The organism is Streptomyces noursei (assembly GCF_001646665.1).
Lineage (GTDB): Bacteria > Actinomycetota > Actinomycetes > Streptomycetales > Streptomycetaceae > Streptomyces > Streptomyces lavendulocolor.
Genome location: NZ_LWBU01000101.1, coordinates 43,354 through 64,701 on the forward strand (window position 1 = coordinate 43,354; position 21,348 = coordinate 64,701).

The window sequence follows — 21,348 nt, forward strand, 5'->3', positions numbered from 1 at the left end:
TGACCACCCGGGCCATGGTGTCTGGATCATCCGAACGTGTCCAAACGGCCGGTCTGACTGGGCGGCCTAGCGCCTCTACGCTGGAGCATCATGAAGAAGGTCGCCATCGTCGGCTGCGGAGGCAGCGGCAAATCGTACGTGGCTCGCGAGCTGGGCAGGATTCTCGACGCCTCGGTGACGCACCTGGACGCCGCGTTCTACGACGACGAGTGGAACGAGCTGCCCATGGAGAAGTTCGCCGCGCTTCAGCGGGAGCTGATCGCGCGGCCGGCGTGGGTGATCGACGGGAACTACAACTCGACGCTGCAGATCCGGCTCGAAGCCTGCGACACGGTGGTCCTGATGGACGTCTCGACCGTGGCGGCGCTGTACGGGATCTTCTCCCGGCAGATCCGGCACGGCGCCGGGCACAAGGGCAACGGGGTGCACAACCGCATCCACTGGGGCGTGATCAAGTACGTGGCGACGTACCGCCGCAAGATGCGCCCGCGCGTGATGGCCAAGATCGAGGAGTTCGCCTCGGGCCGTGCCGACGTGGTGTTGCTGTCCAACCGACGGCAGACGCGCCGCTGGCTGCGAAAGGTCGCCGCCGAGCACAGTTGAGCGCTCCGCGCCCACGAGGGGAGGGCGCGGCATGAGCGGCGCCAACCCGTTCCTGGACCGCGCGCGTCAGGAGGAGCTGTACGGGCACGCCTCTCGGCTCGCTGGCCGGTCCAACGCCCTGATGCGGGCGAAGACCACTGGGCGCCCCGTACCGGACACGATCGTCGGACTGGTGCGCGCCCACCACGAGCGGCCGGACCGTCTCGGCCTGGTCCTGGACCTTGGCTGCGGGCGCGGCACGAGCAGCCTGACCTTCGCCCAGGAGCTACGGTCCCGGCGCGTCGTCGGCCTCGACGCCGCGCCGGCCCTGATCGAGCATGCGCTCCAAAGGGCCCGGCGGATGCCCGGCCTCCCGGCGAGCTTCCTTCAAGGCGACTTCCACCATCTCCCAGTGGCCGCCGGCTCGTGCGACGTCGTCGTCGCCGCGTTCTGCCTGTACCACTCGCCGCGCCCGCAGACCGTGGTCGCGGAGATCGAGCGGGCGCTCGCGCCCGGAGGGCTGGCCGTGCTCGTCACGAAGGGGCTCGACAGCTACCGGGAGATGGACCAGCTGGTCGCTGCCGCCGGCCTCGACCCTCGGGCCGAGGAGCACGAGAGCCTGTACATCTCGGCGCACAGCGGCAACCTCGCCGACTTGGCCGCCCTGTCGCTCGACGTACTGGCCGTGGAGCAGCAGGAGCACAGCTTCACCTTCGACGGCCACGACCACGTTGCCGAGTACCTGGCCACCAACCCGAAGTACGACCTCGCCCCCGGCCTGTACGGGAATCCCGGCGCCCTCGCGGCGACCCTGCACGAATTCGTGCCGGACCGGCCCCTCACCACCAGGTCGCTCGTCACCTTCTTCGTGGCCCGGTCACGGGGAGGCAGGCCGTGACCGTCCGCCGGTTCATCAAGCGCTACGAGACCCCCGGCAAGGTGGCCTCGGCCGCCCGTCACCACGCCTGGCTCGCCGAGCACGCACGGCCGCTGCGTCTGCCGGTGCTGACGGTAGTCGGGCCGACGAGCCTGACGTACGAGTGGATCGACGGCCGACCGGCCCGGCCCGAGGACCTGCTCACCCTGGCCGGGCTGTTGGGCGACGCCCACGGTGCCGCCTGGAGCAGCGACCTCCGGCCGGCCGCGCTGAACACGCCGCACCGCTTCCAGGACGGCACCCTGTTCGGCGACTACGTCGGTCCCCGGCAAACCGCCCTGCGAAGAAGGCTGGAACAGGGCTACCTGCCGGATTGGGTCGCTCTCCAGGCGATGCTGGCGCTGCTGGAGAAGACCGCCGAGGGGCCGACCGCGTTCTACAAGGACAGCAACCCCCGGAATTTCATCATCACCGAGGCTGGCGACGTCTACACCGTCGACACCGACGATCTCACGCTCGCCCCGATGGCGTACGACCTGGCGAAACTGATCGCCACGTTGATCCTGACGTACGGGCCTCTGCCGACCGAGTCCGTCAACGCGAGCCTGCAGGCGTATAACGAGGCCGCCGGACGCCACGACGCCCGGCTCGGTGCCACGGATCGCGAGCGGCTCGACGACTTCCTCGCCCTGCATGCCGTCCTGACCGCCCCGTACGTCTGGCGCAACGGCTACCGCCACAGCGGGGCACTCCACCCCTGCCCGGGAGGTTCCGCATGATCACCACCGAACTCGTCTTCGTCCGCCATGGCGAGGCCCAGTGCAACGTCGACGGCTTGGTCGGAGGCCCGCGCACCTGCACCGGGCTGACCAACCGCGGATACGCGCAGGTCGAGCAGGTGGCACTGCGACTCGCCGCCGAGCACCGCGAAGAGCCGTTCGACGTGCTGTACGCCGGACCGCGCATCCGCCTGCGCCAGACCGGCGAGATCATGAGCCAGGCTCTCAGGATCCCCCTGTCCGTGGATGAGCGTCTCGACGGTCCCATCCACGGCGCCGCTGACGGCCAGCCCTGGACCGAAGTGAAGACCGCCGCCGATGGTGGACCGCACGCCCACCCAGATAGACCCTGGGCTGCTGAATCCGACACCTGGAACGGCTACCTGGAGCGGGCCGGCCGCTTCCTGCGGGAACTCATCGACCAGCACGAAGGCGAACGCGTCCTCTTCGCCGCGCACGGCGAGACCGTGATCGTCGCCCACACCCTGCTGCTGGGCATCCCACTCGGTGCCTCGGCCGGATTCACGATCTCCCACGGCTCCATCAGCCGCTGGCAGCACCACCTCAACCGCCTCGGACAAAGACGGTGGATGCTCGACCGGCACAACGACACCGAGCACCTGGCCGCCTTAGCGCAGGAGGCCGCCTCGTGATCACGCTGTCCGACGACCCGCGCCTGAACCTGGCCCGAGGCGCGCTCGGATCGGTGCGGATCGTGCACGATCCGACGCTCCCGCCCCGCGTCCTGCGCCTGGTCGATGCCGAGGGCAACGAGTTCTTCGCCAAACACCACAGCGAACGCGATCGGTACGTCCGGGAGCTGCACGCCTATCTGACCTGGGGGGCCAACCTGATCGGCCACGTCCCCCGTGTGGTGGGCCGGCAGGACAGGACGTGCACCCTGCTGCTCACCGCTGTTCCCGGGGTACGGGTGGACTCGGTCGCACCAGGTTCGCCCGAGGAGGAGCAGGCTCACTATGAGGCCGGGCGAGTGCTGGGCAAGCTGCACCACGCCACCTCGGTAGCGCGTACCGGCGCTGTAGGCACGGAACTCGCTCAGCGGCTGCGCAACTGGACCGCCCGCGCAAACCGGGCCGGCCTCATCTCCACGGTCGAACGCGACCGTCTGAGCCACCACACGGATGTCTTGGCGAACACGCTCATGGACAGCGCTGTATGCCACCTCGACTACCAGCCGCGGAACTGGATCCTGGGCGACGTTTTCGGGCTGTGCGACTTCGAGCACATGCGCCGCGACGCCCGCATCCGGGACTTCGCCCGGCTCGAGTTCCGCCGGTGGCAGGCCGCCCCCAACCTCCGCACGGCCTTCTTCGCCGGGTACGGACAACCGCTGAACGACACCGAACAGCGGCTGCTGGAGTCCTTCGGCGCCATCGAGGCCGTCACCGCACTGGTCCGCGGACACGAGCAGGACGACCTCGCCCTCAGCACCCACGGCCGCACCGTTCTGGCCCGGCTCCTCTGAACCACCCCCTTCCCGGACTTCCTGGAGACCTCCGTGTCACAGCTCTCATCCCACCTGACCACCGCCGTACCCCGTCGAGCGGTGGTGACCGGCGCCGCCGGCTTCATCGGCTCCCACTTGGCGCACGCCCTCATCCAGGCCGGCACCATCGTCATCGGCGTCGACCGGCGCGACCCGGCCACGGACCCCACAGTCGCAGCCAACCTCGCCGTCCTGCAGGGGCTCCCGGGCTACATGCACGTCACTGGGGACCTCCTCAGCTGCGCGATCGAGCCGATGCTCGTCAACGCGAACGCTGTCTTCCACCTGGCGGGCATCCCCGGGGTACGCCCCTCCTGGGGACCGAAGTTCGGCGAATACGTCGCCTCCAACGTCCTCGCCACCCACCGCGTCATGGAAGCCGCCACCCGGATGGGCGTCCCCCGGCTCGTGGTGGCCTCGTCCTCCAGCGTCTACGGCCCCACCCAGGGCGGTGCGAGCGTCGAGACCGACCGGCCCCAGCCGGCCTCCCCGTACGCGGTCACGAAACTCGCCGAGGAGCAGCTCTGCCTCGCGCACGCGACCCAGGCCCATTGCCCCACCAGCGTCGTGGCCCTGCGGTACTTCACGGTCTACGGCCCCCGGCAGCGCCCCGACATGTTCACGCACCGCGCCCTCAAGGCCGCCCTCACCGGTCAGCCGCTGCGCCTTTACGGGGACGGCCACCAGCGCCGGGACTTCACGTACATCGACGACGCGGTCGCCGCGACCATCGCCGCGGCCACCATCCCGACGGCCAACGGGGTGATCAACGTGGGAGGCGGTTCAAGCGCTTCCCTGCTCGAAGTGATCAACATCGCGAACAGCCTTACCGGGCGCGAGATCCAGGTTCACCAGGAGAACCCGCGGAGCGGCGACGTCCTCACCACCCGCGCCAACCCCGGTCGCGCCCATGAGGTCCTGGGCTGGCAGCCCCAGGTCGACCTCCCCAACGGAATGCGGGCCCAGATGCAGGCACTGGCCACCGAGCCCGCCGCGTACAGCCGCGCGGCATAACCCGCGCGACACCACGAGGAGTTGCAGTGGAGAGTCCTGAGAAGGCGCGGCTGAACGCCTTCTTCCAGCAGATCACGACGCGGTTTCCCGCCGGCGACCCCGTCACCACACTGGTCATCACGCACCTGCTGCCCGAGCGGCCGGCGTTCCTCCGCGCGATGGCCGCGACGTCCACGGTCGCCGCCGTCCTGCCCAAGCCCAGGTCCGTCGACGAGCCGACGCTGGAGCAGGTCCGACGCGCCTTCACCGTGCATGACCTCAGTCGAGAGCTGTTTGCCGACTCGACCAGGGCCTTGGAGTATTTGGAGGACACGGCCGGCGGCCGGAACGTCGTCCTGGTGGATATCGGTGGCTACTTCGCGCCGTGTCTCGACACCCTGGTGGAGAAGTTCTCCGGCCGCGTCCTCGGCGTCGTCGAGGACACCGAGAACGGACACCAGAGGTACGCGGCACTCGACCACCTGTCCTGTCCCGTCGTCTCGGTGGCCCGCTCCCCGCTGAAGGACTGCGAGGACCACCTCGTGGGCCGGTCCATCGTCTTCTCGACCGACGCCCTCGTACGTGGCCGCGGTGACATCCTGACCAGCAGAAACGCCTGCGTCATCGGGTTCGGCAAAGTCGGCCGGGCCATCGCTCAGACCCTGCGAGCCCAGGACCTGCGCGTCACCGTGCACGACACCGATCCGGTCAAGAGGGTGCAGGCCCACTCCCAGGGCTTCCGTACGAGCACATCAACGGCCGTGGCACTCCAGGACGCGGAACTTGTCCTGTGCGCCACCGGCAACCTCGCACTCCGCCACGGCGACTTCGCCGCGCTGCGAAACGGGGCCTACCTCGTGTCGGTGACGTCCTCGGAGGACGAACTCGAACTCGGCAGCCTCCATGGGCTCTATCAACGCACGCCGGTCGGCGAACACCTGACGCGCTACGAGATCACCGGCCACTACTTCTACGTCCTCGCCGACGGCGGCGCCGTCAACTTCGTGCATGGGGCCGCCGTCGGCACCTACATCCATCTCGTCCAAGCCGAGATACTCGCCGCCACCGCAGCCCTCAGCCAAGGCCGCTTCCAGAGCGGCCTGCACGACATGCCCGCACCCGATCGCCAGGCCATCGCCAGGACCTGGCTCGACTCCTTCAACAGGTGATCCCATGCCACCGTCCCCCGACCACATCCGCGCCACCGCAGAGGCGTACCTCGACCGCTACCCGGACGAGCGAGACGTCCTGACCGCGCTCTTGGCCGCTCTCGACGGCGAGAACGATCCGACCAGCCGCAAGACGTTCCCCACGCACGTCACGTGCAGCGCCATCGTCATCGACGCCGCAGACCGGGTACTGCACATCCACCACAACGTGACGGGCAAGGCCCTCGCGCCCGGCGGCCACAACGAGCCGGGCGACCAGGACCTGCCTGGTGCCGCTCTACGTGAACTATTCGAGGAGACCGGTATCCCTCGTGACGCCGTCGTCCCCCTCCCGGGCTTCGAGACCGTGCCGCTGGACATCGACGTGCACGACATCGCCGCGAACGCCGCGAAGGGCGAGTCGGCCCACCAGCACGTGGACTTCCGCTGGGCCTTCGTCCTCCGCACCCAACACACCGTGACACTCCAGGCCGAAGAGGTCGGCGGTTACGAGTGGTGCTCCTTCGAGAATGCCGCATCGCCGACCGTCCGCGCCAAGCTGGCCCTCCTCCCCCGCCCCACCCGTTCCTGACACCCACCAACGGGAGTACGCCGTGGCCGCCACCACCGCCGCACCGCCGAGCACCGCGCCCCGACGCCACTTAGCCGTCATCCCCTGCCGCTGGGGAGCCTCCCGCTTTCCAGGGAAGTCCCTGGCACAGCTCAGGGGCAAGCCGCTGCTGTGGCACGTCTACCAGCGCTGCCTGGAAGCGAAGCGCCTCGATGGCGTGGTAGTCGCCACCGACGACGAACGCATCGAGGTGGCGTGTCAGGGCCTGGGCATCGAGTGCGTGCGCACCGGAGAACACCTCACCGGCACCGATCGCGTCGCAGAGTGCGCGGAGCGCCTGCCCGCCGGTGCATACATCAACGTCCAAGGCGACGAGCCGTTCATCTCGCCCGTCGCGATCGACGCCGTCTCGGAAGCCCTGGAACACCTGCCGCCCGGGACGCTCGCGGTGAACGCGTACACGGAGCTGGACGACGTCGGTACCGTCCTGGACCACAACGTCGTCAAGGTCGTCGTTGACGCCGCGAGCAATGCCCTGTTGTTCTCCCGACAGCCGATCCCCTACCCGCGCGGGGACCGGCCGAAGTACCTGCGGCAGCTCGGACTCTACGGCTTCACCGGAACGGCCCTCAGCCTGTTCCGGCACCTCCCGCAGGGGCCGCTGGAGCGCACCGAAGGCGTGGAGATGCTGCGCTTCGTCGAACACGGCCATGGTGTACGGATGCTCCGCGTCATAGACGACGGTCTCGCGGTCGACACACCGGAGGACCTCGCGAGGGCCAGCAGGCTCCTTCACTCTCAGCCGGTTCTATGACTGGCCAGTCCCCCGGCTGCCCCTTGAAGTCCGCAGGAACGGCATTGCTGGGTCGTCCAGGACGGTCCCAGGGCGTTGGGGCCCGAAAGCCCAAGTGTCACAGGCGTATCCAATGTCGGCGTGTCGGCCACCGGTGCGTCGGTGGGCGTCCGGGCCGAACAAGGGTCCGTGGTGTGACCGAGGATCGTACTTGGCGGGTGATGCTCCCTGCGGCGCAGGTCGTCTGCAGCAGGAGGGAGCTGGTTGGCGGATCTTGAGGGCAATAGTTGGCGGGTCGATATCCGCTTTTGGTCACGGTGCGTGACTGATGTTGGTGACCACCTGTCTGGCGTGTTCATCGAGGGCCGCTGGTCATCGATGCATCTTCCTTGGTCAGGAGTCACACCGAACGATGCACAGTCGCGTCCCGTCCAGGTCGCTGATCAGGGACACCGGCGCGAAGTGTGGTGGTGCGGGCAGATGGCGGGGCGTTGCGGGGAGGGCAGGGGCGTGGCGGTGACTGTGGCCTGGGCGGGGGCCGAGGGTGTGCGGTGAACTCGCCGAAGGCGTGGGTTGGTGGGTGGCGTCGCGGCGGTCATGACTTCCTCCGTGCTCGTTCGCGGATCCGGCCGAAGGCGGCGCCTAGAGCGGCGGCCGGCACCGCACCGCTGCGTCCCGGGATCCGTTGACGGCGGCCGGGAGTGATGGGGTCACCCAGGTTGGTGCGGGTCTGGACGGTGAGCTGGCGGGTCGAGAGGTCGGTGAGGGATGCCTGCAGTTGGGCGGGGGTCTGGGTGAGGGTGCCCAGCAGGTGCAGGGCGCTCTGGGCGGCTTGTTCTTCGGTGAGGGTGTCCAGCAGCAGGTCTCGCATGATGTCTTTGAGTGTTCTGCGCAGCGCGGTGGACAGTTTCAGTTTGGGGTAGAGGAAGCGCACGGATCCTTCGATGTTGGCGACGGATTTTCCCACGACCGAGACGAGCGGTGTGATCTGAATGCCGCGGTGGGACGAGTAGCGCAGCAGTGTCATGAGGGCGACGCCGAAGTTGAGTTCGGCCAGGGTGGCGTCGGTCCAGTGGGGGACGATGCGGGTGAGGTCGCCGATGAAGGCCGATACGTTGCTCCACGGGGTGGCGGTGCCCAGGGTGACCCATTGTCTGGCCATGGCGGTGCCGTCGTTGTGGGCCATTGCCATGAAGGTGCCCAGGATGGCGGCGCTGGTGGTGCGGTCGAGGCGTCCGACCATGCCCCAGTCGATGAGGTGTGCTTTGCCGTCGGGGCTGATGATGATGTTTCCCGGGTGCGGGTCGGCGTGGAATTTTCTTTCCAGGAAGTAGCAGCGGAACATGAACTGGATGAGCTGGTAGGAGATTTTTTTTCGCTGCTTCATGCTGAGGTCGTCACTCTTCACCCGATTGATGGGCACACCGTCCGCGAAGGTTTGTACCAGAACCCGGGGGGTGGCGGTGATGACCTTGGGCACTCGTATCCGTTTGAAGTGCCTGGCGGCTTTCCTGGCGTCCTTCATGTTGCGTGCCTCGCGTGTGAAGTCCAGTTCGGCTTCCATGACGGTGAAAAGGACTTCCAGCATGGCCTTGACGTCCACGATTTCGTTGAAGTGCGGGGCCGCCTTCGCTATCAGCCGGGCAAGGTTGTTCAGAACGGCCATGTCGCCCAGGACTGCCACGGAGGCGTTGGGGCGCTGCACCTTGATGACGCAGGGGGTGCCATCGGTGGTGACGGCCTTGTATGCCTGGGCCAAAGAGGCGGCGCCCAGCGGCTGTTCGGTGTTGATCTCCCTGAACTGTGCTCGCCAGTCGGCGCCCAGGTCTTCCTCCAGGACCGTTGCGAACCGGGCGAACGGTTCGACGTTGGCCTTGTCGTTGAGGTTCTCCAGTTCGTCCCGGATGTATTTCGGGACGAAGTCCGGGCGGGTGGCCAGGATCTGTCCGACTTTCACATACAGCGGGCCCAGCGTCTCCAGTGTCCGGCGGAATGTCTGTGCCCTGTGCAGCTTGCGGTCCTCAGAGTCGGGGACGGCGGGCCGGCCGCGCCGGGTGCTCAGGGTGCGGCCGGCCTCGTCGGCGAAGGACCGGGACAGGATGCGGACGGTGCGGCGGGTACGCCCCTGGGCCATGCATGCTCCTCGTCCGTCGCACTGCGCGGAAGGGCGGGCAGGCTACGCGGCCGGTTTGCCCTTGCGGTCCTCGGCCACGACGGTGGCGAGGGTGGAGACCTGCTGGGTGAGCTGTCCGATCTGGCCGGCGAGCGCGTTGATCTGACGCTGGTTCTTCTTCGCCCGCTTCTTGTTCTTCGACTTCTTCTTCTTGGTGCCCAGGCCCTTGCGGATTCCCCGGCGGATGTCCTTGTCCATGCGTTCACTGTTGCGGACCAGCCGGGTGAGGGCGTTCTTCCTCGCCATAGCAAGATCCTCCTTCTCGTGGGTGCGGTGATATCTCGTTCTGCTGGCGGGGCGCCTGGACGGAATCAGTCGGCGCGGGAACCTTCCGCCCAGGCGCGTTCATTGCCCCCATGGGGCGCACGGATGACTCCTGATCGGTCCGGCACAGGGGGGCAGGTGTCTTGGGCTGTTGACATCCGCCCCCGTCCCCCTTCATGGCAACAGCCCGAATTAGTGCGCAACGGAAAAACAACCGGAAAATCTGGGAAGAACCTTCGATGGGCTGCGGCTTACATTTTTCTCAGGCACCTGCAAACGGGGTTCGGAATCCTCTGCCGGCCCTCTGACGTTAACGCCCTGTTCCGGCTTCCTGTCAAGAGGGTTCACTCCCGTGCTCGGGTTGTGTGCTTGGAACGGCCGGATTTATGCGGCCTGTTGGAGGGGCGGGGCGGGGCGGAGGGCGAGAACGCGCGGCAACTCGTTTCTCTGTTGCCCCAGAAGTTCGGGGTGCGGTGGTGCCGAATATTCCTGCCGTGAAAGTGCGATAGTCCCGGCTGCCTCTGGGGCGCTCGGGGAATACGGAGAAGGAGGGGCATGTCATGCGGAAGTGAGGTGCCGGGTGATGGTTTCTGGCTTCACCGCATGGCGCACGCGGTCGCACGCAGGCGTTGCCAGCGCGAGCGGGCTCGTTTCTTCTGACACCCGTACGCCTTGTGCACTCTTCGGCGCTCCGTTCCCGCAGGGGTTTTCTGCAGTAACGTTTCTCGCCAGGGGTAGTCCCCTTGTCGGCATCCGATGCCCACCGGAATACAGAGGGGGCATATGCATGCTGCCGCAATGAGGCGGGTGCGGGTGCGCCGGATTCGGGCGAGGGCTGGCAGTCTCCCCTGCCCCACGGGGCAGCCCGCACACCAAGGCGCCGTGAGGCGGCGCATCGACCAAGGACCAACTAAGGAACGACGAAGGAGAGGACTGCTGATGACAGTCGAGGGGCGTGAGACGGCGGATGAGCCGATCGCGGTGGTGGGCGCAGGATGTCGCTACCCCGGCGGGGCCAACTCGCTAGAGGCACTGGGCCGGTTACTGGAAGAGGGTCGTGAAGCGGTGCGCGAGGTGCCCGCCGAGCGGTGGACGCAGGAGCAACTGGCGGTGCTGCCCGGACCGGTGGCCGAGCGGATGCGCTACGGCGGCTTCCTCGATGGTGACATCTACGCCTACGAGCCCGAGTTCTTCGGGATCAACAAGCAGGAGGCGGCGTGGGTGGACCCGCAGCACCGGTTGCTGTGGGAGGTGTCGTGGGAGGCACTGGAGCACGCGGGCATCCCTCCACTGTCCCTGAAGGGCTCACGGACCGGCCTGTTCTTCGGGATCTACAGTCACGACTACGAAGTGCGCAGCCGGCGCCCCCTGGAGCTGGGAGACGAGCCCTACGCCCTGTACACCGGGTTAGCCAGCGTGGGTTCGGGACGCCTCGCCTACCTGCTGGACATACGCGGCCCGAACATCACCCTGGACGCTCAGTGCGCCTCCAGCCTGACCGCTGTGCACCTGGCCTGCCAGAGTCTGCGGGCCGGGGAGGCCGACCTGGCACTGGCGGGCGGGGTGACCTTGAATCTGGTGCCGGAGACCGCTGCTGTCCTCGCGAGCTGGTCGGCATTTTCCCCCACCGGCCGCTCCCGGGCGTTCGACGCCGACGCTGACGGCTATGTACGCAGTGAAGGCTGCGGCGTGGTGGCGCTGAAGCGGCATGAGGACGCCCTACGCGACGGCGACCAGGTCCTGGCCGTGCTGCGGGGCTCCGCGATCAACCACACCGGGCACGGCACCCGGTTCACCGCGCCGTCCGCGCCGCCCCAGGCGGCCCTGGCCCGTGAGGCATTGCGCCGCGCCGGCGTAGAGCCGGGCGATATCGGCATGATCGAGGCACACGGGACCGGCACGGCGGTCGGCGACCCCATCGAGTTCGCCGCACTCGCCTCCGTCTACGGGCAGGGCCAGGCCCGGTGCGCACTCGGTTCGGTCAAAACGAACATCGGTCACGCTGAGCCCGCTGCTGGCGTGGCCGGACTGCTCAAAGCGATCCTCGCGGTGCGCTCGGGCACCATTCCGGCGTCGCTGCACTTCACGCGTTGGAACCCGCAGATCGACGCGGACTCCACCCGCCTGTTCGTGCCGACGCAGCCGGTGCCCTGGCCGGTACCGGGCCCGGCCCGGCTGGCCGCAGTCTCCGCATTCGGGATCAACGGCACCAACGCCCACGTGATCGTCGAACAGGCCCCAGTACCCCTCGCTCAGAGCGCGGCCGGTGCGGTGGGACAGCGGGACAGTTCCGGTGTGCCGCAGATATTCCCCCTCTCCGGCGGGACGGCGGCGGCCGTCCGGGCCGGCGCCGCCCGCCTGGCCCACTGGGTGGACCAGCACGGCCAGGACACCCCGCTTGAGAACATCGCCTACACGCTCACCGTCCGCCGTTCACACCTGCGTCATCGTGCCGCGGTGGTGGCCGGCAGCACCAAGGAACTCGCGGACAAGCTGTGCTCCCTGGCCCAGAACGAGACGGTGGACGGCGTGGTCGAGGCGACGGCGCTCCACGATACCGGTCCTGGACCGGTGTGGATGTTCTCCGGGCATGGCTCGCAGTGGGCGGGCATGGGCCAGAACCTGCTGGACGTCGATGCGGCGTTCACCCGGGTGATCGACGACCTGGAGCCGCTGGTGGCCGCCGAGTCCGGGTTCTCCCTGCGAGAGACGCTGGGCTCGCCCGCGGAGGTGACCGGCTTCGACCGGGTGCAGCCCACCTTGTTCGCCGTGCAGTTGGGCATCGCCGCGATGTGGCGGGCCCACGGCATCAGCCCGGCCGCGGTGGTCGGCCACTCCATGGGCGAGGTGGCCGCGGCTGTGACGGCGGGCGCCCTGGACCTGGCGGACGGGGCCCGGGTGATCTGCCGCCGCTCCCGCCTGGCCCTGCGCACAGGAGACACAGGCCGGATGGCCTCTGTCGCCCTGCCCCGCGAGCAGGTCGAGCACGACCTCGCCGAGCAAGGCGCGGACAGCGTCGACGTCGCCGTGATCGCATCCCCCGCCTCCACGGTGGTGGGCGGCAACGCGAAGCAGGTGGCGGACATGGTCGCCTACTGGCAGCAGCACGACGTGTTCGCCCGCTTGGTGAACGTGGACGTCGCCTCACACACCCGGCACATGGACAGCATCCTGGACGACCTGCAAGACGTCCTGGAGGAGGTGGTGGCCCAGCCGCCGACAGTGCCGTTCTACACCACCGTGCGCGAAAACCCGCGCGCCGATGTTGTGCTGGATGCCGCCTACTGGGCGGCCAACCAGCGTGAACCGGTGCAGTTCGCCCCAGCCGTGCGGGCGCTGGCCGCAGACGGCTACCGGGTCTTCCTGGAGATCTCCCCCCACCCCCTGCTCGGGCACGCCCTGCGCGAAACCCTCACCGATGCCGGGACCAACGACACGGCCGTCATCGCCTCCATGCGCCGTAACGCCGCCGGCCCGGCCGCTTTCGCTGCCCGGCTCGCCGAACTGCACTGCGCAGGCCACCCCGTTGCATGGGAGCGCCGGTACCCGCACGGGGAGCTGGCCGATGTGCCGCCGACCTCCTGGGAGCGCGAGCACCACGAGATCGCGCGCCTCACCCCGCCCAGGGTGCACCCTCTGACCGGCCCGTACCTGGCCGACCCCGGGCAGGACGGCACCCATTACTGGCAGAACGTCCTGGACACCACAGACCTGCCGTGGCTGGAGGATCACCGTGTGGACGGCACCGCCGTCCTGCCCGGCGCCGCCATGTGTGAGATGGCCCTGGCCGCCGCCACTGACCTGTTCGCGGCCGAACCCACCGCCGTGTGCGTGCAGGACCTCGAACTGCGCAACGTCCTGCCGCTGACCGAACCAGTCACGGTGACCGCGCACGCCACCACCACCTCAGCCGACAGCGCCCTATGGGAGCTGAGTGTGCCCGGCGCCGACGCCGCCGGCAGGACCGTGCACGCCACCGCCCGCCTGTTCCACCATCGCGCCGCCCCCCCGGCGCCCGCCGACATGGACAGGCTGCGCGCCGAGCACACACACAAGGAGTCCGCCGAGGAGCTGTACGCACACGTACGCGAACACTTCGGTTTGGATTACGGCCCGGCGTTCGCCGGCCTGGTGTCGCTGCGGGTGAACCACCGTCAGGCAGAGGAAGAGGTGAGCGTGCTCGCCGAACTGGTCCTGCCCGACACGGCCCGCCCGCCCGTGCGCGACCTGCACTGGCACCCAGCATCCATGGACATCTGCCTCCAGGCAGTCCTGATGGCGTGGCTCGCCACCCGTGCCCCCGCCGACGGGGTGGTGCTGATCACCCGCATCGGTGAGGTGCGCCTGTTCGGGGACATCACCCGGGGCCGCTACTGCCACATCCGCCTGGAACGCGGGGCCACAGACGACGGTGCCACGGCCACCGTCCGCCTCCTTGACGCGGACGGCGCCGTCCTGGCCACAGCGGAGGGCGGGGAACTCGTGCGGCTCCCGGCCCGCTCAGAGCAGGAGGAGTTCGACAGCCGCCTGCTCCAGACCCGCTGGGAACAAACACCCCTCCCCGAGCCGGCGCCGGCCGCTGGTGGCAGGTGGCTTGTGGTGGACGCGGGCGGCACACAAACCGCTCGGGAGGTCGCCGGCGTGCTGGAATCCCATGGCGCCACCACCACCCTGGCCACCCTGCCCACGCCCGCCGACACCGCGCACCAGCACGAGCAGGACACCGCCGGTACCGGCCCGGCCCGCACCCGCTTGCGGGACTGCCTACGGTTTGCTCAGGCGCCGCTGGAGGGCGTCGCCGTCCTGTTCGGCTCTGATGGTGCCGTGGACGAGGACGCGCCGTCACGTGCCCGCCACCACGCCGAACGGCTTCTGCTGGACATCGTCCAGCCCCTGCTGTCCGAGGGCGGTGACAGCCCGCCGCGCCTGTGGGCCATCACCTCGACCGCCCACCAGGTCCTGCCCGACGATGTCCCTGACCTCAGCCAGTCGGGGGTGCGCGCCCTGCTGCGCGTTGTGAGCTACGAACACCCTGAACTGCGCCCCACCGTCCTGGACACCGACTCCGCCACCAGCACCGGCGACATCGCCCAGGAGTTGCTGGCCTGCCCCGACGGCCAGGACGACATCGCCCACCGCGGCGGCCACCGCTACACCGCCCGCCTGTGCACCCGGCCGCTGACTGACACCGACCAGCAGCACAGGCCCATCGACTGGGCGGCCGACCGCGTCCTGCTCGACCAGCAGCACGTGGGTGACCTCGGCTCGCTGCGGCTGACCGCGGGCCACCGCCCGCCGCCTGGCCCGGACGAGGTCGAGATCCACGTCCACGCCACCAGCCTCAACTACGCCAACGTCCTCATGGCCCTGGGCTTCTACCAGCAGATGCGCATGCCGGGAGACCCGGCGGCGGCCGCGGTGGCGGACTCTGCGGGGATCATCACCGCCGTCGGGGAGCAGGTCACCGACCGCCGCATCGGCGACCGCGTGACCACGGTCGCCCTCGACACTCCCATGGCGTCGTTCGTGCGGGTCCGCGCCGACTGGACGCTGCCCGTCCCCGACACCCTCTCCCTTGAGCAGGCCGCCGGCCTGCCGATCGCCTACCTCACCGCCTGGTACGCCCTGCACCACCAGGCGCGGGTGCGGCCCGGGGAGAGCGTCCTGATCCACAGCGCCTCCGGCGGCACCGGCCTGGCCGCTCTGCACGTGGCCCGCGCCCACGGAGCCGAAGTGTGGGCCACCGCGGGCAGTGAGACCAAGCGCGCCTACCTGCGGGAGCTGGGCCTCAAGCAGGTGATGGACTCCCGCAGCCTGGACTTCGCCGAGCAGATCCGCTCCCTCACCCACGGCCGGGGCGTGGACGTCGTCCTCAACTCGCTGACCGGGCCGGCCCAGAGCGCGAGCCTGGACCTCCTCGCCCGGCACGGCCGGTTCCTGGAGATCGGCAAACGCGACATCTACGGCGGCACCCGCCTGAGCCTGCTGCCCTTCCGCCGCCACATCACCTTCGCCAGCATCGACATGCACCTGCTGCTGCGAAAGGACCCGGCCCTCATCGCCGACCTGTACGAGGAGTTGTCGGCGGCGTTCGCGGACGGCACCCTGCCGCCGCTTCCCGTCACCTGCCGGCCCATCAAGGACGCCGCCGAGGTCTTCCGCACCATGGCCGCAGCCCGGCACACCGGGAAACTCATCCTCACCTGGCCCGGCCACGGCACCACCGCCCTCCCCGTCCGCCCTCGCGACGTCACCGTGGTACGCCCCGAGGGCAGCTACCTGATCACCGGCGGCCTGGGCGGCCTGGGCCTGCTCTGTGCCCGCTGGCTCGCCCGCAGCGGCGCCCCCCACCTCGTCCTGACCGGCCGCTCCCAGCCCAGCGCCGAAGCCACCCGCCTCATCGAAAACCTCCGCGCCAAGGGCACCCGCGTCGATGTGGTGTGCGCCGACCTCGCCGAGGCGGCCACCGCCGGACACCTCGTAGACACCGCCCAGGCAGCGGGCTTCTGTCTGCGCGGTGTCCTGCACTGCGCCGCCGTCATCGAGGACGCCACCGCCCCCAACATCACCCCCGAACTCCTCACCCGCGTCTGGCGCCCCAAAGCCGACGGCACCTGGAACCTGCACCGCGCCACCGCCGGCCTCGACCTGGACTGGTGGGTCGCCTTCTCCTCCATCGCCGCCGTCCTGGGCAGCCCCGGACAGGGCGCGTACGCCAGCGCCAACGGCTGGATGGATGAGTTCTGCACCTGGCGACGCGCCCAGAACCTGCCCGCCACCGCCATCAACTGGGGAGCCTGGGCCCAGCACGGCCGCGGACAGCACCTCCAACAGCTCGGCCACACCATGATCGACCCCGAGGAAGGCATCGCCGCCCTGGAAACGATCCTGCGCCACGACCGGACCCGCACCGGCTACAGCCCCCTCAACCCCGCCCAATGGCTCGCCGCCTACCCCGACACCGCCGAACTGGCCTACTTCACCGACCTGGCCCCCACCCAACACGCCACCGGGCCGGGCAGTGGTGGCGACGACGCACTGGCCGTCCTGCGCGCCGCCCCCGACGAGCAGCGTCCTAGCCTCCTGGAAGGCATCATCATCCAGCACATCACCACCACCCTGGGCCTGGAAGAGGGACGCTGCACCGCCGAAACCTCCCTGACGCTGCTCGGCTTGGACTCCCTGCGCGCCACGGAAGTACGCAACCGGCTCCAACGCGACCTGCACTGCACCTTCCCCCACACCGCGCTGTGGACCAACCCCACCGCCGCCGCCCTGACCCGCTACCTCCTCGGCCAGCTCACCGACCAGCACCTCCTCACACCCGCACCCGCAGCTTGACCCCACAACACCCCGGCAAAAGAGGCTCACATGACGCCGCCCCGCCTGAGCGGCCCGCGCGGCAGCGCCGCCGCCCGGCGGGGCCGCAGCCACCCCCACACCCGGCGCGCGCAGCCCCCGGATACAGGGCACCGCACGCGCCAGCCACCCGCAGACACCCCGCAACCCCCCGCCGACACCTGGCTACTGCTCACCACCGCCCACACCACCGACGCGGACTGCCTGCCAGCCCAGCTCAGCCGGGAACTGGAACGCCTGGGCCAACGCAGCACCATCATCGGCGGCACCGCCCTCATCCGCCGCCTCACCGGCGCCGCCCACGTCGTAGCCATCCTCCCGCCTCCGCCCCGCCCCGGCCCGGCGCACGCCAACCCTGCCCAGTCCACCGTCCGCTGGCTGGCCCGCCTCGCCCACCGCCTGCCCGACCGGCACACCCGCCTCTACATCCTGACCCGCACCGCCGCCAGGACCGACACCATCCCCTGCCCCGAGCAAGCAGACCTCACCCGCCTCCTGCGCACCCTCACCACCCGCCAACCACAACTACGCCCCGTCCACCTCACCGCCCACCCCGCCACCGCTCCCGCAACCACCGCCCGTCTCCTGCTCGACACACCCCCGGCAGGCGACAGCACCGGGCACCAGCCCCGGCCCCACCGCCCCACCCCCGCGTACGGGACACCACCCCCGTCACCAGCAACCGCCAGCAGCACAAGGAGGAAGAATGTCCCCTCTGACCCATGCCCTCCTGGTGGAAGGCCCCGAAGAACTCCCCGCCGCCCACCGGCTCCACCCGCTCGACCCGCCCGCCGACAAAGTGACCGTCACCTGGTACGGCGGCCGTGAACACTTCGTCGCCACCGGGGAAACAGCCGAACACGACGGCCTGCACTGCGCCGTCTACCGCTGGTCGTATCGCACCCGCATCGCCGAGTAGGTCCCCGGCCTGCCCACGCCGTTGACAACCCGGCCCCTGTGGCCGACCGCCCCCGCACCACCGCCGGGCCGTCCGGCTGCGCCATCCGCCTGCCTGGCAAATGACCCGTCATCACCTCCGCGAGGAGGCCCCGGCATACGCCTGGCCGTCCGGTCCGCTCCCGGCGGTGATCCACGAGCAGCACCCGGCCCTGCAAGCCCTCATCACCGTCACCGTCCAAGGTTTGGCCTGCGTCCCGCCAACACCAGGGGAGTGTGAGACGAGATGACATCGAAACAACACGCCTGCGAGTTCATCCGGCGTGACAGTGCCACCGGGCGGCCGAGCGGCGAACCTCAGGCCGACCGCGGGGCCGGCCTGGGGGGAGCGGCCTGTGCCGGACGGCGAAGAATCCAGGCCGGCCCTGTCGCCGCCCCGAGCAAAGACCCGCACCGGCATGCCCCCGGCTCCCCCGCGGAGCGCCCCCTGAGGCCTGTGGCTGGCCCGCACGCCACCGCAAGCCGGGCGCACTGCCGGTCTTCGTGCCACCGGCCACGTGCCCCGCGTGGGTCCCTTCGGCGCCGCCGACGGGCCAGCCCTCACGCTTGCAGTCTCTTCGTCGCAGTGCGGCCCGGTGAGGGGGACGCTCCATGCTCAACGCGCCTGTCGCTGGGGTGATCTGGCGGCGCCGCAGGCCGTGCGACGGTCCAGTCCGCGTCACCGAAGCAGCAGACCGTGTGGTCATCGCCACCACCTTGCCCGGCCTGTGGTGCCCGGCCACCGCACCAAAGGCCGCCCGCCGGCCGGGCCCGGCCGACTCTGCCCGCGTTCGACATCTCAGCGGTCTGCTCTGGCTTCGTCCACACCGCGGCCGGCAGCATGCTGCCGACGGGGATGTACGAGCGTCCGCTGGTCATCGCGGCGCAGACATACCCGCGCAGCACCGCCCCTCCCAGACGGGACACCGCTACCCCGCCGGCGGCGGTGCCGCCCTGCTCCTTCGACGCGGCACCGCCGACGAAGCGGGCGCGATCACGGCGTTTGACGGAGCACGCCGCAATTCTCGCCACGACCGCTGCGGGCGGCGCCCGCCACGTGCAGAGCCATCAGCCGCCCCCAGAGCAGCTCTCCCTCCCCCATGCCCGGCGCAGATGTCTGTACCCATGCCGCACAACGCACGACGCTGTCCTCCCACACCGTGCTCGACCGAGCCGGCTGGCCCGCGAACAGCGCCGAGGCATCTATTGGGCACCAGGCCCACCAGCGGATCCTCGATGCCGTCGCCGCCCGCTGCGGCTACCGCACCATCCGAGAGGTGGGCAACACCGCCGCCGTCTTTCTCTCGTAGGCCATGCACGACACCGGCGCACGGCCGTGGCCCGTCCCGGCCCCGTACCCCGCCGACCGCGTTCAGGTCCGCACCGGCCTGGGGATCGATCACCCTGAACTGGCCCGCCCACCCCGCAGCCTGCCTCCACAACCACGCGGCGGCGCCGCAGACACCACAACCACAAAAGACCTCACATGGCGCACATGTACGACATCCTTGCGGCCGCGCCGGCCGAAAACTTCGACGTACCTGCCCAGCGGATCACCCCAGTCATCCCTGGCCGGTCTGGAACTCGGCTCTCTCGCCACCGTCGAGCTCCACCTCACCCTCCCGCTGGACCTTCCCCCAGGACGCCGGCGAATGGCGGGCGACACGCGCCCTGCAGGGCATCGCCAGCACGGTGCACACTCTCCAGCCTTACCGGCCCCGCGTGCCGCACCACACATCCAAGCGGCCCCGTCCGCTTCTCAACACACGCGTTCTGTGCAGCCGACGCCACTGGCCCCGCTACTCCTGTCCGGACAGCGGGCCGCCCGCTGGGCGGCTCGTGCTCCTCACCCCCGCCTGACGGAACGCCGGCGCCCTCAACGCACCTGCCTGCGCCCGATCTCTGTAGGAGGGAGACGCCACCGTGCTGAGTACGCCGCGCGGACCGCTCTTCTGGCTCGTCCTCATCATCCTGCTGTTCCTGATCGCCATCGCCCCCGTCCAGACCGCCCACACCTTCCTCGACATCGTCCACGGCATCGAGCAGTTCTTTAACGGCCTCAAACAGTTCATTCAGACCCTCAGCACCTCCTGACCCCCGCCACCCCTCAAACCCGGTGACCCCATCGAAAAGAGGCGATCTTCATGCGGACACTGCTCCTCATCGCTGCTGCCTGCGCCCTGATCGCAGGCGCAGGCGCAGCCTGCACCGCCGTGAGGGCCGACATCAACATCACACCGCTGAATCCGGCAATCACCTTCACTCCCGCCTCGGCCCAGCCGGCGAAGCTTCCCGCCACGCTGACGACAACGGCCCCCGCACCGACCACCAGGCCTCCCCACAGCGCAGCCCCCGCCCCCACACCCCAGCCCACCGAACCCACCCCCACAGCCACCCCCAGCCACACCCGCCCGCTCCCCCCCACCCCGTCGATCACCGCACCCGCCTGCCCCACCGCTCCCCCCCGGGAATCACCCGCACCGGCCGAATGCCTCCCCAGCCCCACGCAGACGACCTCCTCCGCCTATCAGCCCCCGGCCCCGCCTTCCCCGCCCGAGACCCAACCCCCCGCTACCGCCACATGCAGCAGTGACGATGACGCAGCCGTGCCGACGACATCTCCCCATGGGCCCCGCCCCTATGGCACGCCGCTCCGCCCTCACCGCGCTGACACGCACCACACCGGTGGCCTGCATACACCAGGATCACCGAGAGAGTCGGCGACCTGGCGGACCATCTCGGGCAGGTCCATCCGCTTGGTGCAGGCGCCGTAGAAGTCGAGGATGGCCTTGCAGGTGCCCTTCGGCTTCGCTGTCACGGGGGTCTGCACATAGGCGACCGGCGCCCACAGGTCGCGGCTGCCGGGCACGGTCACACCACCAGCCAGCTCCTCGCCCCACTCACCCACAGGCCCACCAAGCGTCCTCGTGGACGCCGAACGTGCCACCCTCGCCACCCTGCGGGGCGGCTGCCTCACCGCCGCCTCCGTTCACGCCACCCTCGAAGAGGAAGCCGAGTGCGTCACCGTGCACGCCGTCGTCCTCGACCCAGTCGGCGGTGCGCCCCCTCGCACCGTCACGAGCGGTCCTGCCTCCGACCTCACCGCTGTCGGACGCCGGGCGGGAGAGCAGCTCCTGGACGCCGGCGCCGCCCGACTCCTGAGGGTACGGCCATGAGCGGCGCGACACGGTCGAGAGCAGCCAGGCCGCGGGGCGCACGGCGGTGTTTGTTCCGCCGGGCGACCGTGACGACCGGGTCCAGACGCGGAGGGCACATGCGGCCGCGGCCCGGAAGTTGGACCTACCCCTCGGTGGCTCCATCCGGTCATCAGCGAGCCGCCATGCCCGGGGCGGCGGAGCGGCGCCC

At 69.8% G+C, this 21,348-nt stretch carries 17 protein-coding genes; 14 read left to right on the top strand and 3 right to left on the bottom strand.

Translation table 11 applies throughout. From position 1 onward, the window contains the following. Nucleotides 1-90 precede the first annotated feature (90 nt). From A4V12_RS09780 to A4V12_RS09820, 9 genes are read left to right on the top strand one after another with little or no spacing between them, the layout of a single operon-like run. Nucleotides 91-603: a topology modulation protein gene (locus A4V12_RS09780; RefSeq protein ID WP_064068873.1), complete on the top strand. Its 513-nt coding sequence runs from the start codon at nucleotides 91-93 to the stop codon at nucleotides 601-603. A gap of 31 nt (nucleotides 604-634) precedes the next feature. Further along, complete coding sequence (locus A4V12_RS09785; RefSeq protein WP_064068874.1) at nucleotides 635-1,480, top strand: class I SAM-dependent methyltransferase; 846 nt, start codon at nucleotides 635-637, stop codon at nucleotides 1,478-1,480. Then, complete coding sequence (locus tag A4V12_RS09790) at nucleotides 1,477-2,238, top strand: phosphotransferase (protein WP_064068875.1); 762 nt, start codon at nucleotides 1,477-1,479, stop codon at nucleotides 2,236-2,238. Before A4V12_RS09785 ends, A4V12_RS09790 begins: the two co-directional genes overlap by 4 nt. Beyond that, on the top strand, nucleotides 2,235-2,891 hold the full coding sequence (locus tag A4V12_RS09795; RefSeq protein ID WP_064068876.1) for a histidine phosphatase family protein: 657 nt from the start codon (nucleotides 2,235-2,237) through the stop codon (nucleotides 2,889-2,891). The genes A4V12_RS09790 and A4V12_RS09795 overlap by 4 nt, the downstream gene beginning before the upstream one ends. Then, nucleotides 2,888-3,724 carry a phosphotransferase gene (locus A4V12_RS09800; protein ID WP_064068877.1) on the top strand — a complete coding sequence of 279 codons (837 nt, stop codon included), beginning with the start codon at nucleotides 2,888-2,890 and terminating at the stop codon, nucleotides 3,722-3,724. The genes A4V12_RS09795 and A4V12_RS09800 overlap by 4 nt, the downstream gene beginning before the upstream one ends. A gap of 33 nt (nucleotides 3,725-3,757) precedes the next feature. Beyond that, nucleotides 3,758-4,759 carry an NAD-dependent epimerase/dehydratase family protein gene (locus A4V12_RS09805; protein ID WP_234372122.1) on the top strand — a complete coding sequence of 334 codons (1,002 nt, stop codon included), beginning with the start codon at nucleotides 3,758-3,760 and terminating at the stop codon, nucleotides 4,757-4,759. Between the two features lie 26 nt (nucleotides 4,760-4,785). Next, complete coding sequence (locus A4V12_RS09810) at nucleotides 4,786-5,907, top strand: adenosylhomocysteinase (RefSeq protein ID WP_064068879.1); 1,122 nt, start codon at nucleotides 4,786-4,788, stop codon at nucleotides 5,905-5,907. Nucleotides 5,908-5,911: 4 nt separating this feature from the next. Beyond that, nucleotides 5,912-6,478, top strand: coding sequence for an NUDIX hydrolase (locus A4V12_RS09815; RefSeq protein WP_064068880.1), 567 nt, complete (start codon nucleotides 5,912-5,914; stop codon nucleotides 6,476-6,478). A 22-nt stretch (nucleotides 6,479-6,500) separates the two neighbouring features. Next, a complete protein-coding gene (locus A4V12_RS09820; RefSeq protein ID WP_064068881.1) occupies nucleotides 6,501-7,271 on the top strand; it encodes a 3-deoxy-manno-octulosonate cytidylyltransferase in 771 nt (256 codons plus the stop codon). Between the two features lie 574 nt (nucleotides 7,272-7,845). On the opposite strand, the gene A4V12_RS09825 is transcribed toward A4V12_RS09820, so the two are convergent. Both A4V12_RS09825 and A4V12_RS09830 read right to left on the bottom strand, forming a co-directional pair. Continuing rightward, nucleotides 7,846-9,384 carry an ABC1 kinase family protein gene (locus A4V12_RS09825; protein WP_064068882.1) on the bottom strand — a complete coding sequence of 513 codons (1,539 nt, stop codon included), beginning with the start codon at nucleotides 9,382-9,384 and terminating at the stop codon, nucleotides 7,846-7,848. Between the two features lie 42 nt (nucleotides 9,385-9,426). Beyond that, nucleotides 9,427-9,669 carry a hypothetical protein gene (locus A4V12_RS09830; protein ID WP_064068883.1) on the bottom strand — a complete coding sequence of 81 codons (243 nt, stop codon included), beginning with the start codon at nucleotides 9,667-9,669 and terminating at the stop codon, nucleotides 9,427-9,429. 957 nt (nucleotides 9,670-10,626) lie between these two features. On the opposite strand from A4V12_RS09830, the gene A4V12_RS09835 reads away from it, so the two are divergent. The 4 genes from A4V12_RS09835 to A4V12_RS37430 all read left to right on the top strand — a co-directional run bounded on the left by A4V12_RS09835 (nucleotide 10,627) and on the right by A4V12_RS37430 (nucleotide 20,076). Next, nucleotides 10,627-17,028, top strand: coding sequence for an SDR family NAD(P)-dependent oxidoreductase (locus A4V12_RS09835; protein ID WP_159028838.1), 6,402 nt, complete (start codon nucleotides 10,627-10,629; stop codon nucleotides 17,026-17,028). A gap of 724 nt (nucleotides 17,029-17,752) precedes the next feature. Next, the gene (locus tag A4V12_RS09845; RefSeq protein ID WP_064068885.1) at nucleotides 17,753-17,965 is read left to right on the top strand and encodes a DUF5988 family protein; all 213 of its coding nucleotides are present in this window, start codon (nucleotides 17,753-17,755) and stop codon (nucleotides 17,963-17,965) included. A gap of 1,177 nt (nucleotides 17,966-19,142) precedes the next feature. After that, entirely contained in the window at nucleotides 19,143-19,292 is a 150-nt protein-coding gene (locus A4V12_RS38485; RefSeq protein ID WP_234372123.1) for a hypothetical protein, read from the top strand. 613 nt (nucleotides 19,293-19,905) lie between these two features. Then, complete coding sequence (locus A4V12_RS37430; protein WP_159028839.1) at nucleotides 19,906-20,076, top strand: hypothetical protein; 171 nt, start codon at nucleotides 19,906-19,908, stop codon at nucleotides 20,074-20,076. Nucleotides 20,077-20,641: 565 nt separating this feature from the next. Here A4V12_RS37430 and A4V12_RS09855 read toward each other — a convergent pair. Beyond that, nucleotides 20,642-20,890, bottom strand: coding sequence for a hypothetical protein (locus A4V12_RS09855; protein ID WP_064068887.1), 249 nt, complete (start codon nucleotides 20,888-20,890; stop codon nucleotides 20,642-20,644). Between the two features lie 19 nt (nucleotides 20,891-20,909). Here A4V12_RS09855 and A4V12_RS36320 point away from each other — a divergent pair, with 19 nt between their 5' ends. Beyond that, nucleotides 20,910-21,158 carry a hypothetical protein gene (locus A4V12_RS36320; RefSeq protein WP_159028840.1) on the top strand — a complete coding sequence of 83 codons (249 nt, stop codon included), beginning with the start codon at nucleotides 20,910-20,912 and terminating at the stop codon, nucleotides 21,156-21,158. The last annotated feature ends 190 nt before the right edge of the window (nucleotides 21,159-21,348 follow it).